This is a genomic window from Mesorhizobium sp. M7A.F.Ca.US.006.01.1.1 (genome assembly GCF_003997935.1).
Lineage (GTDB): Bacteria > Pseudomonadota > Alphaproteobacteria > Rhizobiales > Rhizobiaceae > Mesorhizobium.
In genome coordinates this window covers 1-12,553 of the sequence record NZ_RZQL01000206.1, presented here as the reverse complement: position 1 = coordinate 12,553, position 12,553 = coordinate 1, and the positions used below count along the sequence as shown (strand labels likewise).

Genomic DNA, 12,553 nt, shown 5'->3' with positions numbered 1-12,553 from the left:
GAGCCGGACCGTGGCGCCGTGGTCTGCGTCGGCGACAGCGTCGAGCATGACATATCGGGGGGAAACAGCGCCGGCATCGCCACCGCGCTGGTGCTGAGCGGAATACTGGCGGACACACCGGATCTCGCCGCTGTTTTCGACGAACAGCAGGCCTGGCCGGACTACATCATGGACAGCTTCAGCTTCCGCTGACCGCCTCCAGCATGCGCCGCGCGCTCTCCTCGTCGGTGATCAGGATGGTTGGGGCGATGAGGGTCATGGCGCCGAGCAGCGCTTCGGTTTTCTCCTCGCCACCGGAGGTGAGGATACGGATCGGCGCCCTGCGCAGACGGTCGACATCCACCGACATCACGTGGCTGTTGACGGGGTGGTCGACCAGATCGCCGTTGCGGTCGAAGAAATGGAACAGGAGGTCACCCACGGCGCCACGCGCAAGCAGGGCCTCCCGATCCGCCTCCTTGAGGAAGCCGCCGCGAGAGAAGGTGGTGGCCGAGGCGATCCCGCCGACGCTCAGCAGAACGGCATCGAGCACGTCGGCCATTTCGAAAATCTCCTGCAGGCCGCAGCGCTCGATCAGTGCGATCTTGGTCTCGACGCTGTCGACGACGGCTGGTGTCGGCATCAGATAGCCGTCGCCCTGGAATATCTGAGCGAAGCGCCAGGCGAACTCGGCTGGGTTGACCCGTCGCACGACGCCGACACCGCCAAGCAGCGAAATCACCTTGAAATCGGTGAGCGACTTGGCGCTGATGAAGGGCAGGCTCGAGAACAGCGTCTGCCCCCAGCCGACGCCGACCCGCATGCCGGACTTCATCATGTCCGACAGGAAACAGCCGGTCTTGGCGCTGATCGCCGGTATCGGATCGGCATTGGGTGCCGAAAGCGGCGCCACCAGCGCCTGCTGCAGCCCGAACGTCTTCTCCAGCGCGCGCTCAAGCCGCACGATCTCCGACAATTCGCTCTCGATGGTGATCTTCACTTCGTTGCGCGCCCGGGCATCCGCCAGCATGCGCACGATGGTGACGCGACCGACGCCGAGCACGTCGGCGATCTCGTTTTGCGTCATCTGTTCGACGAAATACATCCAGGCGGCGCGAATCCTGAGGCGATCCGTCCGGCTTTCGCTGGCGACGTGCTCGGTTGCCTCACCTCGACCGTCTTCGCTTTCGCCCTGTCGCCGTCTGCCCAAGTCTGTCTCTCCCCCTGCGGCGACGGACGAGCCCGCCGCCGCCGATTCTGCATGCTGGTCTAGTATCGCCTATTGATCTACCTATCGATAGGAACAATGTAGAGAGTGGCGGCTGCCCCGGTTGGCTATCCGCAGCAAATTTCAAGGCGATCCGCGATGCTCCGACAAATCTCCGAAGATGTCCGCGTCAATCTGAAGGACCGGCTGCGGGAAGTCCGCGAAATCATCCGCCAGAGCCGCCATGACGGCAGCGGCGATACCAGCATCTTGCGCGAAGCAACCAGCCATCTGCCGCCGTTTCCAGGCAAGGGCATCGAAGGCCTGCTCAGCCATGCCGCCAGTGCCGTCGACGAGGCGCTGTCGATCGCTGAGGCTTTCGTCCCGCATGAGCGCCCGATCAAGGTGGACGGCACCACGGTGAAGGGCCTCGGCACCTATTTCCCGGTCGGCAACGAGGATCGCCAGCTGGACGCCGAGCGCCTGTTCCGGCGCGATATGTATTATCTGACCAAGGCGGTGCTTGCCGGTCTGAACATCGACAATGCCCGCATCCACGAAGCCGATTTCGCGGCCGTCCATGCCACGATGCGCAAGCGGCATGGCGATCTGCTGGCCGCGTTGGCCGCGCCAGACGCCGGACTGCAGGCTATCGCGGCGACCTGTTCGGCACTGCTGGTCGAGTGCCTCGGCCAGCGTCCCGTTCGCTTTGCCGAGACCGTGCCGGAAACGCCGGCCGCGATTGCCGGCCGGGCGCTCGACATAAGCTGCCTGGCGCCGCTCGCTTTGGCCTGCGGCCTGGCGACCACCGGCAGGGATGGCGCGCCGGAGCCGGATATGCTGGAGATCGCGATCCTGGCGGCGGATATCCGCCACGACCGCATCGTTCAGGCCTGCGCCAAGGCAAACCCGATCGCTGAACTGACACCGGTGTTCGCCACCTTGCTTGCCCATCTGCCGTAGTCAGCCGGGCCTGGGCTAGCCTTCAGCGGCCATGGCCATGATCGCTTTCTTGGCGCGCTGGATGGAAGCCGGGCTCATCGAGAGTTCGGTCAGCCCCATCTTCACGAAGGTCGCAATCAGATCCGGACGGCCGGCCGCCTCACCGCACATGCCGACCATGATACCGGCGGCGACGCCGGCTTTTGCCGTCATTTCGATCGCCGACATGACGGCCGGATTGGTGACATCGTTGAGCTTGGCGACCGTCGGATTGAGCCGGTCGGCGGCCATGATGTACTGGGTCAGATCATTGGTGCCGATCGAGAAGAAGGCGACCTCCTTGGCCAGCGCCGGGGCGATGAGCACGGCGGCCGGGGTTTCGATCATGACGCCGAGATCGAATGACGCGTGCGGCACGCCTTCGGCTTTCAGCTCGACCGTGCATTCGTCAATCAGCACGCGCGTCTGCCTGACCTCAGAGATGTCGGACACCATCGGCAGCATCACCTTGATGTTGCCGTGCACGGCGGCGCGCAGCAGCGCCCGCAGTTGGCGCTTGAAGATGTCGGGCCGGTCGAGACACATGCGGATGCCGCGCCAGCCGAGGAAGGGGTTTTCCTCGTCGGGAAATTCGATGCCGGCAATCGGCTTGTCACCGCCGATGTCGAGCGTGCGCACAATGACCGGATAAGGCGCAAAAGCCTTGGCCAGCGCCGCATAGGTCTCGGCCTGCATGTCTTCCGAGGGCAGATGCATATGGCGCATGAACAAAAGCTCGGTGCGGAACAGGCCGATGCCCATGGCACCAGCCTCTTGCGCCGCTTCGATTTCCTCAAGTGAGCCGATATTGGCCGCGACCTCGATGATCCTGCCGTCGGCGAGCTTCGGCGTCACCGTCTTGAAGATGGTCAGGCCGGCCCGCTCCTTTGCCGCCGCTTCGACGCGGCCGGCGAAATCGGCGCGGGTCGCCTCGTCGGGGTCGATGATCACATGGCCGGCATTGCCGTCGAGCGCGACGTCCCGCGCGGTACGCAAGGCATTGACCTGGCCGCCGAGGCCGAGCACTGCCGGAATGCCGTGCGAGCGCGCGATGATGGCGATGTGCGAGGTGGCGCCGCCATGGCCGCACACCACGCCGCCGATACGCTTCAGCGGCGCGCGTGCCAGATCCCAGGCACCGATGTCGTCGGCAATCAGGATAGCCCCTTCGGGGATGTTTTCGAGGCTGACATCGTCCTGCCCGAGCAGCACGAGGCAGATCTGCCGCCCGACCGCATGCACGTCGTCCGCCCGTGCGTTGAGATAGTGATCGTCGACCGCGCTGAATTCGGCGGCAATGGTGGAGGCGGCGGTGATGACGGCGGAGACCGCGTCATTGCCGCCCTTGATCAGGCCCTCGGCCTCACCAGTCAGGCTGTCGTCGGCGGCGATATCGCGCAACGCGGCGACGATGCCGCGGTCTCCAGCCGACAGGCTGTCCTGCGCCAACGCATGATCCATGCGGGCCTGGACCGCGCCGACAGCCGTGCGGAACCTGTCGATCTCGCCTTCTATCTCCTCGGCCCGCAACATGCGGCCCTGTCCGGCGATATCGGGTGGGAAATGCGCAAAGGCCGGGCCGATGGCGAAACCTTCGCTGGCGGCCACGCCACGCAGGCGGTTTGCCCCGTCAGGTGCCGCCGGCACGGATCCGGGCGCGGGTGCCGCTTCCTGCCCGGCATCGTTCGCCGGGCTCTGCGCTTCCGCTTCATCATCGAGGCCGGCCCGCGGGTTCTCGAGATAGCCGATCAGCGCCTCGAGTGCCTCGATGGCATCGGCGCCATTCGCCCGCACCGTGACTTCCTGGTTCTCCTTGACCGCCAGCAGCATCAGCTTGACCGAACTCTTGGCGCTGACCGCCTTGCCGTCCTTGACCAGTTCGACGTCGGATTCGAAGCCCTTGGCGAGCTTCACGAACCGCGTCGCGGGACGGGCGTGCAAACCTTCATGCACTCTGACGATGGTCGAGCGTTCCATGGCAAATACTCTGGTTTTGGGCGCCGCTCCCAACATAGGCCGCGGCACGAATGCTGTCAGGCGGCGATGGTGATGATCGCGCCGGTCTTCAGGGCGGCCACGAGCGCTTGCGGGTCGACTTGCGACGCACAGATTTCGCCCGGCCTCTCGGCCTCCGTAGCGCCGTTGAACGAAATGACGACATGACCCATTTCCAGCACCTTGGCCCAGGCGCTGGAGCCGACCGCTGTGATAACAGCGGCAACCGGGCCGAGGGTGATCGAAGCGCCCTTGGCGGGCGCTCCGTCACTGGGTCCCTGCTCTGCCTTGTGGAGCACCGAAACCTCGGCAAGCTCCGGCGGCGAGCCATCCGCAAACAGGATGACCACGCCCCCTTCGGCAAGGTCCGCCACTTCGGGGCCGATGGCAGTGACCCGTGTTCTCAGCAGAACCGTCATATGGCGAACCTCATTTTCTCAACTTTCCCTAGAGCGGTGAACCGCTCTATCTCTTTGTTTTGACGCAATTTCCAAGGGAAAGCATTGTGCGCTTTTCCCGGAGTTGCCTTAGAACACGATCAGGCTGACGACCCAGGCGATCAGCACCGAGACCGGCCCCATGATCTGGCGGCTGATGAGCACCGCCGGAACGCCGATTTCGATCGTCTTCGGCTTGGCCTCACCGAGCGCCAGGCCGACGGGGACGAAGTCGCAGCCCACCTGGGTATTGTAGGCAAACAGCGCCGGCAGTGCCATTGCCGGCGAAATCGTGCCGTTGGCGATCTGCGGGCCGATGATGGCAACGCCGATGACCTGCGCGATGACAGCGCCTGGCCCGAGGATGGGCGACAGGAACGGCAGGCCGCAGATCGCCGAGATGATCAGCAGGCCGACGATGTTGTTGGCCAGCGGACCCATCGGCTGCGCCAGCACATCGCCGATGCCGGTGTACAGGATCAGACCGATGAGCATGGTCACGAAGGCCATGAACGGCAGCACGTTGCGGATGACCTGGTCGATGGTGCGGCGGCCGGCATTGAAGAAGATGCCGACGATACGTCCCATGACGCGGCCGATCGTGCTGATGAGCCCGATCAGCCCACCTTCGCTCGGCAGCGGCTGTGGAGCCGCGGCCGCATTGTTGCTTGAACTCATCGCTGCTGCTCCCCCTGCAGTCGTGACCGTTTCGGATCCGTCCGCCATTGTGATGTTGGCCGGCTTCACGCCCGAAACGTAGATGTCCTCGGTGATGAACTGGGCCAGCGGCCCGGACTGACCGACCGGCGTCAGATTGACGGTCGGGATACGCTTGCGCGGATAGACGCCGCATCGAGCGGTGCCGCCGCAATCGACGACGACCACCGCCATCTCGCTTTCGATCGGTGGCGCCCTGAAGCCGTCGACGGCCTCGCCACCGGTCATGTCGGCAATAAGCTGCGCCACCGGATGAATGCCACCACCGGTGACGGAAACAACCTTGCTGCGCTGTTCGGTCGGCTCGATGACGAGCGGGCCGCCCCAGCCGGTCTTGCCCTGGGTGATCCTTACGGCTTTGTATGTCTTGGCCATGATGTCCTCCCCGCCCTTACAGCTCGACGCCCTGGCGGCGTGCCATGATGGCGGTGATGCGTTCGGTCAGCATGCCCTTGAGCAGGATGACGACGAGGCCGACGATGGCGTACCAGATCGCCACCTTGACGTGGTAGCCGGCGACGACGACGCCCTTCTTTTCCAGCTCCAGCAGCGCGACGAGAATGCCGCCCCAGACGAAATACTCGCCGGGATTGATATGCGGGAACAGGCCGAGCGGCGGGTGCACATAGGACACGGCCGCGTCATAGAAGGCCGGCTTGTGCTTTTCTTCCAGGAACGATCCGAACGTATAGGCCATCGGATTGGTGAGGAAGAACACCGCCAGCAGCGGCAAAAGCGTGTAGCGCGTCAGCGCGATCCGGCCGGCGCCGCGCGCCAGACCATGCACGCGCTCTTCACCGACCAGTTCGGTGACGGCATAGAAGGCCGTCATCAGCACCACCAGCGTCGGAATGATGCCGGTGACGAAGCCGGCGAAGACCTCGCCGCCCTTCTGGAAGATGCCGATGAAGTACTTGCCGATGGCGGTCAGCCAGCCGAGCTGCTCTTCCTGCTGGACGTCCTTCAGCTTTTCCTTGAACTGATCGACGGTGATCGGTCCGCTGTCCGCTTGTGCGAGGACAACGAGATGGTCGGAGGCATGCTCGACAGCGAGCTTGCCATGCAATGCGGCATCCGAAACCATGGCACCTGCGACATGCAGATTGTGCACGGCCATGTCGGCATGCTGCGCCAACAACGAAAATACAGACATTTCTCCTCCTTATGCCACCCGCCGGTTGATCCCAGTCGGTGCGCGGCGTCCTCTATCCCTTTGATTCAGAGCCCGAAATCATCCGGCTCTAAGCCCTTGCTACGTTCAAACCGGACAGGCCCGGCTTCTTCCCCGGCTCCGACCGTGTCTTGTCGATCTGCTCGATCGCCCGTTTCACGGCCTCGGCCACACCGGGTTCCCCCTCCCCCATGATTGCAGGGTTGGACCGGAGTCGATCGAGGGGAACACCCTCGAACTCTTCATGTCTTTTGAACTTGGTGAAGACGGAACGGCCGCTCATCACCATCAGGCGGCGCACGATCAGATCGGGCGTCACCACGACGAGCGCGATGGTGCCCTTGGCCAACCGGCCGCGAAAATTTCCGGCTCCGACGAAGCCGTCCTTGTACTGGTCGGTGACGCCCCTGAAGACATCCGAATAGTGCCGCATCTGCAGCCAGACGCCGAGCGACTGCAGCGCCCACACAATAACCAGCAGAAGCAGTCCCCACTGCCAAATCGCCATTCGGTTCTCCTCCCGAAGCCTCAGTTGAACCGCACCTTGGACCGGCGCGTGACAACAGCAAAGTGAGAACATTTGTTTCCGAGAATGTCAATATGTATGATATTGGCCTCGGCTGCGGTCATCCACAGGGACGCTGCCCGATTTCGGCCGTGGCGCCATTGTGCTAGGCTGACCGGGAAACAGGATACGAGGAAGATGGATCTGCCCTTCAGGGACGAACTGGCCTTGATGCCCGATCTTCGCCATCGGCTGCGGCAGTTGCGCTGGTTCCGCGCCACCTTTCGCGGCAGCGCGAAGGTGGTCTCGGACACGTTCGGCGTGCGCTTCGAGATCGACGAGGCAAAGCTCACCAGAGCCTTTCTCGACTGGGTCGAGATCATGGAGGCGCAGAAGCGCTTCGCCGCGATCGACCGCGCCGACTTCATCGTCTTTGCCGCCGGCCTCGTGCTGCGCGAGCTGATCAAACAGGCGCCGGCAAGGGAAATCTCCGGCCTCACGCAGCTGATCGAGACGGAAACGAACTCCGGCACGCTGGAAATCGTCCGCTTCTGGCCGGAGGGTTTCCTCTACACCAACTACTGCGTCTCGGTGATTTCGGCGATCCACGAGCAGGAATTCGGCACGGCACCCGGCATCGACAAATGCGCCGACGATTTGCGCACATGGTGGTCCTATCGCGAGAACGTGACCGAGATGCCGGCCTATGCGGTGGCTTTCCTCGACCGCTTTCTCGGCGCCGAACCGAACTGGATCACTCCGGATCGCGCGCAGTCCCGGCAAGCCATGCAACGGGCGCTCGGGTCTTCCCGTGCGAGCGATGGGTTGCGCCAGCTTTGAGCCCGCTCTTCGCGCCCCCAAAAAACGCACGCGCTATTGAACATTTGACTTTTTGCCGATAGCGATGTGCGAAAATTGACTCGAGAGGGAACCGCGTGGCGCGACCAAGGCCTATTATTTTCGATTGCGACGGCGTTCTTGTCGACAGCGAGCCTCTGGCCGCCCGCGCCTATGAGCGCGTCTACGAAAAACATGGCATGCCCGGCGTCAACACCAGCGTCATCGCCCAATGCATCGGCATGAAGCAGTCCGATATCATCGCCAGGATCAAGGATTTGACCGGGCACCAGTTTCCGGCGGCGGCGGACGGCGACATCTGGGCCGAGACCAAGGTGCTGTTCTCGCAGGAATTGAAGCCGACACCGGGAATCACGGCATTTCTCGAGACGCTCGCGGGCGACCGCTGCGTCGCCTCGTCCTCCTCCGTCGAGCGCATAAACCACAGCCTTGCCGTGACCGGGCTGGCGCGTTTCTTCGGCGATGCGATCTACAGCTCCTCGATGGTCAAGAACGGCAAGCCCGCGCCGGACATCTTCCTCTTCGCGGCGGACAAGATCGGCGCCAATCCCGTTGACTGCATCGTCATCGAGGACTCGCCCTTCGGCATCCAGGGCGCGGTCGCCGCCGGCATGACGGCGGTCGGCTACACCGGTGGCGGCCATACCTATGCCGAGCACGCCGCGCGGCTGACGGCTGCCGGTGCCGATTTCGTCTGCGCCGACTGGCAAGAAGTTAGCCGGCAATTGGCTAGGTTTGGTGTGCCGGCCTAGTTTAGACGATACTTTGTGAATCCACGGCTCGCCCATTCGCCAGGCGGCACCAATGAGCCCACACGGAAGTTGAAGGACAGGACCCTCGTCGCATCGGCGTCGACTTCGCATCGGAAATTTAGGTTGTACCAGGCGTTTCTGGTGCTGAAGGCGGCCTGCGGAGGATTGAGAACATTGCCTTTGTCCAGCGTAATGGTTGGCACCCATTTGACCGTATAGTCCGCACTTTGCAGTTCCCGGCTCAGAACATTGCCGCAAAGGGTGGCCACGCGCTGACCGCGCGGCACATTCTCCATGGAGCTTGTAGCGAACGCATTGCCGGTTGCCCCCTGCGAATAGAGCTTTCTGACGCCAGGAAGGCCGGAATAGATCGGTGATCCCGCACGGGCGTTGTTGGTGGGATTTGACCTTCCAGCATTCCCGCTCGGCGCTTTGAAAGCTCTTGCGGGTTTGAACGTCATAGTCTTGGCAGGTTTGGCTTTGGGCTTTGCCTTTTCGGTCGAGGCCGGAGGCGCCGGCTTGTCACCGGTCTCAGCCGCCAATGGCTTTGGCGTCACGACGGCTTGCTTCTCCTCGCTTTGCGCGGGCTTTTCGTCCGGCGCAACGGTGGCCGGCTGCTCGTCGGGCTTGCTGGGCTCAGCCTTCTGCTGTGGCGTTGCAGCCGGGGCGGGCTGGGTCGGCGCGGGTGTCGGTGCTACAGGCGGCTTCACCTCCTCATCCTTGGCCGGCGACGGCGTGTTGGGCTTGGCGCTGCTTCCGTCGAGCGATTTCTCCGGCCCGGTGTCTTTCTGGCCGTACTGGAAAACGCGCTTCAGAACCTGGTCGTCTGGCGGTTTCGGCGGTTCCGGAGGCGGCTTTTGTTCAGGCGGCTTTTCAGCCTTCTTTTCAGGTGTCGGTTCCGGCGGCTTTGGAGCAGGCTTCGGCTTGGGCTTCTCGGGTGGCGGCACGATCGCGACATTGACGGGCTGTTCCTGCTGAACCGGCTGCTGCTCGGGTCTCGGCAGGCCATAGACCAGAAACGCCGCGATGAGCGCATGCAGGATCAGCGATGCGGGCAAAGCCCACAGCAGATGCCGCCGCCGTTCTCCTGTCTCGCCCTTCATCCTTCCCGATGTGGAATGAAATAGCGGCGGCTTCAAGCATAGGTAGCGGATTGGCTTGATTTAACCGCTGACAGGTTGGTGATCGGATGACGACGCGCGGCCCCAGGTCAGCCAGTTTGCCGCTGGCGCAGTATCCCGTCCAGAAACCGTTCGTCCAGCCGTGTCTCGCCAAACCAGTTCAGCCGGTTGATGCTGATGAAGCCGGCATCGATCGCCTCGTTTTCGTCACCCGGCTCACTTGCATGAGCGCGCCCGCGCGGCACCGTGATGACAGTGCGATCGCCGTCGCTTTCCATGATCTCGGCCTTGCGGGCGATCTTGTCGCGGCCGATGCGCGGTTGCCGGATTTCGGCCGGCAGCGAGGTCGGCAGGTTGATGCTCAGCCAATGACCCTCAGCGGCCCAGTCGGCGCGCGATTGCCACAATGAAGTGATCAGCGCGCCAAGCCATTGATCGTCGCCGTCGGTGAAATCAGGATTTTTCACGCGTGAGAAGCCGATGGCCGGAACGCCCCAGAAGGTCGCCTCCCGCGCAATGCCGAGCGTACCGGAATAGGCAAGGTCCTCGGCAACGTTGCGGCCATCATTGACGCCCGACAGCACAAGGCCCGGCTTCTCGGAATCGGCGAACAGCCAGGTCATGGCGCTTACCACGCAATCGGCCGGGGTGCCGGAACAGGAGTACCAGTTCGGTTGGACGCGCCGCATGGTCAACGGCCTGGCAATCGTCAATGACGAGCCGGCAGCGGTGCGCTTGCCGTCGGGCGCGACCACCCAGACATCGTCGCTCAACGTGCCGGCCGCATTGACCAGACGGGCAAGCCCCGGCGCTTCGATGCCGTCATCGTTGCAGATCAGAATTCTCATCGTTTTCTTGCCTCCGACACCACTATGCGCTGGCCGGTGCGGCATTGCGTGCGCAGCGACGGGATGTGGGTTTGCAGATCGCCGAGAAGGTCCGGCGTGCAGGAGTGACCGAGTGCTGCGGGACGCCCGGCCTTCTCCCAGATGTCGACATTGCCCGACAGCGTCGGATGGGTCGGCATGCGCACCCAGTCCGCCCGGCCGGCCTTGTGCAACAGATCGCCCGGCGAGCCTGACGGCAGATGGCCGCTAAGCAGCACCGGAAAACCGGAATGGTCGGCACGCGGCAAGAGGCGCGACGATGGGCCGGCTTCACCCATGCCGTCATCCGCCAGCAACGGCATGGACGGCAGGGGATCAGCATCGGTCCAATCGGCTGCTTCCTGCAAGCGGCGGCGCAGCAACGCTGAAACACCCGGCAACAAGGCTGCCGTCGCGCCGATCTGCGCTTCCAGGGACGAACGCATGCCGGCATGGATGGCGAACGGCCCAGGCAAGGCCGCGATCAGCTCCAGCGACCGACCCGAGAGCGGCGTCGGCAAAAGACACCCGTCCGAATGCCTCGCAACCCACTGCGAGATTTCGCGCGCACGCGCCGTCCCCGGCACCGGATCGGCGCCGTAGGACGCATCGAGAACAAGCAGGTCGCAGTGCGGGATCGTGTCCATGACGAAGACATTGCTGTCCGGCACCACATCGGCCGAATAGGCGACGCGGCTCTCGCCGTCGCCCACTGCAAACCAGACGCCGCCCACGACATGCCCGGAGCGTCCCGTCCGGATCGTGAGGTTGCCGCTGTTCAACGTGTCGCCCGGCTCGAACAATTCGACGCGGTCTTTGGGAAAAGGGAACCGTCTGAAATCCTCGGGCTCAGCATAGCCGGCGAGCGTGGCCGGGGCCTCGTCTCGGGTCTCGGCCGTCATGAAGATCGGACCGGCATAACCGCGCGACAGCAGCCAGCTCAGCGCACCGATATGATCCTCATGCGCGTGCGAGACGAACAGCGCATCGATGTCGGCAATCGAACCATCCAGCGCCGGATAATAGTCCGCTCCCGAGGCGCCGACCTTGATGCCGACGTCGAGCAGGATGCGATCGTTGCCGCTGTTGACAGCAAGGCTGGTGCGGCCCTTTTCGCCAAAGCCGCCGAGCAGATCGAGCATCATCATGATGCTCCCCCCGCCGCCGGGATCAGCCAGCCGGACTGTATCCGCAGACGCGCCCGAGACCCGCTCTCCAGCACGACCGGGTCGGGTTGTTCGAAATGCAAGGTGAGGTCGGGGCTGGTCGAAGGCGTGAATTCGATGCGCGCCGAGCCACCTTGGTAGATCACCCGCTTGACCAAGCCATCGAAGCCGGGACCGTCCGGCGACACGTCGAGATCGGTCGACCGGCAGCAGACCTTTGCCCCGGTTCGCGGCCGCTCGCCTGGCTGGCAGCGGACAATCAGTTCAGCGCCGAGAACGCGGACCTTGCAGTGCCCTCTTTCTTCCGCGCTCAACACATCGGCAGGCAGCAAAATGCCCTGCGAAATGAAGGAAGCCACCATTTCATTTGCCGGCTCATGATAGAGTTCGCGTGGCGTCGCCAGCTGGGCAAGGCGCCCGCCATCCATCACGGCGATACGATCGGCCAGCGCCATCGCTTCGGCCTGATCATGGGTGATGTAGACGATGGTGGTGCCAGTGCGTTTGTGGAAGGACGCGAACTCGTCCTCCATCGAGGCCCTCAAATGCACGTCGAGATTGGCAAGCGGCTCATCGAATAGCACCAGCGAGGGCGCGGCGACAAGGCAGCGCGCCAACGCCACGCGCTGGCGTTGGCCGCCGGAAAGATTGGCCGGCCGGCGCTCGCCCAGCCCTTGCAAATTGACCAGGGCGAGTGCGTCTTCAACCTTCCGGCGGGCGACGGCCTTGTCGAGCTTCGCCACCTTCAGCGAATAGCCGATGTTCTCGGCCACCGTCATATGCGGCCACAGCGCATAG

14 protein-coding genes are annotated in these 12,553 nt (G+C 63.7%); 4 read left to right on the top strand and 10 right to left on the bottom strand.

Annotated elements, in window-relative coordinates; genetic code table 11:
* Positions 1-192: HAD hydrolase-like protein (locus EN943_RS27955; protein WP_164778413.1), on the top strand; the 192-nt coding region annotated here is incomplete at its 5' end.
* On the opposite strand, the gene EN943_RS27950 is transcribed toward EN943_RS27955, so the two are convergent.
* Positions 179-1,189, bottom strand: a complete 1,011-nt coding sequence (locus EN943_RS27950) for a sugar-binding transcriptional regulator (protein WP_127415458.1) — start codon at positions 1,187-1,189, stop codon at positions 179-181. The genes EN943_RS27955 and EN943_RS27950 overlap by 14 nt on opposite strands.
* A gap of 156 nt (positions 1,190-1,345) precedes the next feature.
* Between EN943_RS27950 and EN943_RS27945 the strand changes: the two genes are divergently transcribed.
* The gene (locus EN943_RS27945; protein ID WP_127415457.1) at positions 1,346-2,149 is read left to right on the top strand and encodes a hypothetical protein; all 804 of its coding nucleotides are present in this window, start codon (positions 1,346-1,348) and stop codon (positions 2,147-2,149) included.
* A 15-nt stretch (positions 2,150-2,164) separates the two neighbouring features.
* Here the strand turns inward: EN943_RS27945 and ptsP are convergent, their stop codons facing one another.
* The 5 genes from ptsP to EN943_RS27920 form a co-directional block, all read right to left on the bottom strand.
* Positions 2,165-4,144, bottom strand: coding sequence for a phosphoenolpyruvate--protein phosphotransferase (ptsP, locus tag EN943_RS27940; protein WP_127415456.1), 1,980 nt, complete (start codon positions 4,142-4,144; stop codon positions 2,165-2,167).
* A 56-nt stretch (positions 4,145-4,200) separates the two neighbouring features.
* Positions 4,201-4,581, bottom strand: coding sequence for a PTS glucitol/sorbitol transporter subunit IIA (locus EN943_RS27935; protein WP_127415455.1), 381 nt, complete (start codon positions 4,579-4,581; stop codon positions 4,201-4,203).
* A 108-nt stretch (positions 4,582-4,689) separates the two neighbouring features.
* Complete coding sequence (locus EN943_RS27930; protein WP_027038062.1) at positions 4,690-5,691, bottom strand: PTS glucitol/sorbitol transporter subunit IIB; 1,002 nt, start codon at positions 5,689-5,691, stop codon at positions 4,690-4,692.
* 16 nt (positions 5,692-5,707) lie between these two features.
* Entirely contained in the window at positions 5,708-6,469 is a 762-nt protein-coding gene (locus tag EN943_RS27925; protein WP_013529328.1) for a PTS glucitol/sorbitol transporter subunit IIC, read from the bottom strand.
* Positions 6,470-6,557: 88 nt separating this feature from the next.
* A complete protein-coding gene (locus EN943_RS27920) occupies positions 6,558-6,995 on the bottom strand; it encodes a transcriptional regulator GutM (protein ID WP_127415454.1) in 438 nt (145 codons plus the stop codon).
* Positions 6,996-7,190: 195 nt separating this feature from the next.
* Here EN943_RS27920 and EN943_RS27915 point away from each other — a divergent pair, with 195 nt between their 5' ends.
* Both EN943_RS27915 and EN943_RS27910 read left to right on the top strand, forming a co-directional pair.
* Positions 7,191-7,832, top strand: a complete 642-nt coding sequence (locus tag EN943_RS27915) for a hypothetical protein (protein ID WP_127415453.1) — start codon at positions 7,191-7,193, stop codon at positions 7,830-7,832.
* Between the two features lie 95 nt (positions 7,833-7,927).
* Positions 7,928-8,602 (top strand): HAD family phosphatase, encoded by a 675-nt coding sequence (locus tag EN943_RS27910; protein ID WP_127415452.1) that lies wholly within the window; start codon positions 7,928-7,930, stop codon positions 8,600-8,602.
* Here the strand turns inward: EN943_RS27910 and EN943_RS27905 are convergent.
* From EN943_RS27905 to EN943_RS27890, 4 genes are all read right to left on the bottom strand, one after another.
* The gene (locus tag EN943_RS27905) at positions 8,599-9,705 is read right to left on the bottom strand and encodes a DUF930 domain-containing protein (RefSeq protein ID WP_127415451.1); all 1,107 of its coding nucleotides are present in this window, start codon (positions 9,703-9,705) and stop codon (positions 8,599-8,601) included. The two genes, EN943_RS27910 and EN943_RS27905, sit on opposite strands and share 4 nt — an antisense overlap.
* Before the next feature lie 107 nt (positions 9,706-9,812).
* Positions 9,813-10,571, bottom strand: a complete 759-nt coding sequence (locus EN943_RS27900; protein WP_127415450.1) for a 5'/3'-nucleotidase SurE — start codon at positions 10,569-10,571, stop codon at positions 9,813-9,815.
* On the bottom strand, positions 10,568-11,734 hold the full coding sequence (locus tag EN943_RS27895; protein ID WP_127415459.1) for an MBL fold metallo-hydrolase: 1,167 nt from the start codon (positions 11,732-11,734) through the stop codon (positions 10,568-10,570). The genes EN943_RS27900 and EN943_RS27895 overlap by 4 nt, the downstream gene beginning before the upstream one ends.
* Positions 11,734-12,553: ABC transporter ATP-binding protein (locus EN943_RS27890; RefSeq protein ID WP_164778412.1), on the bottom strand; the 820-nt coding region annotated here is incomplete at its 5' end. The genes EN943_RS27895 and EN943_RS27890, both read right to left, overlap by 1 nt.

What these genes read in the sequence shown, in the direction of transcription:
- EN943_RS27945 (WP_127415457.1), top strand. Translation starts at nt 1,346, where the DNA reads ATGCTCCGACAAATCTCCGAAGATGTCCGCGTCAATCTGAAGGACCGG.
- ptsP (WP_127415456.1), bottom strand. Translation starts at nt 4,144, where the DNA reads ATGGAACGCTCGACCATCGTCAGAGTGCATGAAGGTTTGCACGCCCGT.
- EN943_RS27935 (WP_127415455.1), bottom strand. Translation starts at nt 4,581, where the DNA reads ATGACGGTTCTGCTGAGAACACGGGTCACTGCCATCGGCCCCGAAGTG.
- EN943_RS27930 (WP_027038062.1), bottom strand. Translation starts at nt 5,691, where the DNA reads ATGGCCAAGACATACAAAGCCGTAAGGATCACCCAGGGCAAGACCGGC.
- EN943_RS27925 (WP_013529328.1), bottom strand. Translation starts at nt 6,469, where the DNA reads ATGTCTGTATTTTCGTTGTTGGCGCAGCATGCCGACATGGCCGTGCAC.
- EN943_RS27920 (WP_127415454.1), bottom strand. Translation starts at nt 6,995, where the DNA reads ATGGCGATTTGGCAGTGGGGACTGCTTCTGCTGGTTATTGTGTGGGCG.
- EN943_RS27915 (WP_127415453.1), top strand. Translation starts at nt 7,191, where the DNA reads ATGGATCTGCCCTTCAGGGACGAACTGGCCTTGATGCCCGATCTTCGC.
- EN943_RS27905 (WP_127415451.1), bottom strand. Translation starts at nt 9,705, where the DNA reads ATGAAGGGCGAGACAGGAGAACGGCGGCGGCATCTGCTGTGGGCTTTG.
- EN943_RS27900 (WP_127415450.1), bottom strand. Translation starts at nt 10,571, where the DNA reads ATGAGAATTCTGATCTGCAACGATGACGGCATCGAAGCGCCGGGGCTT.
- EN943_RS27895 (WP_127415459.1), bottom strand. Translation starts at nt 11,734, where the DNA reads ATGATGCTCGATCTGCTCGGCGGCTTTGGCGAAAAGGGCCGCACCAGC.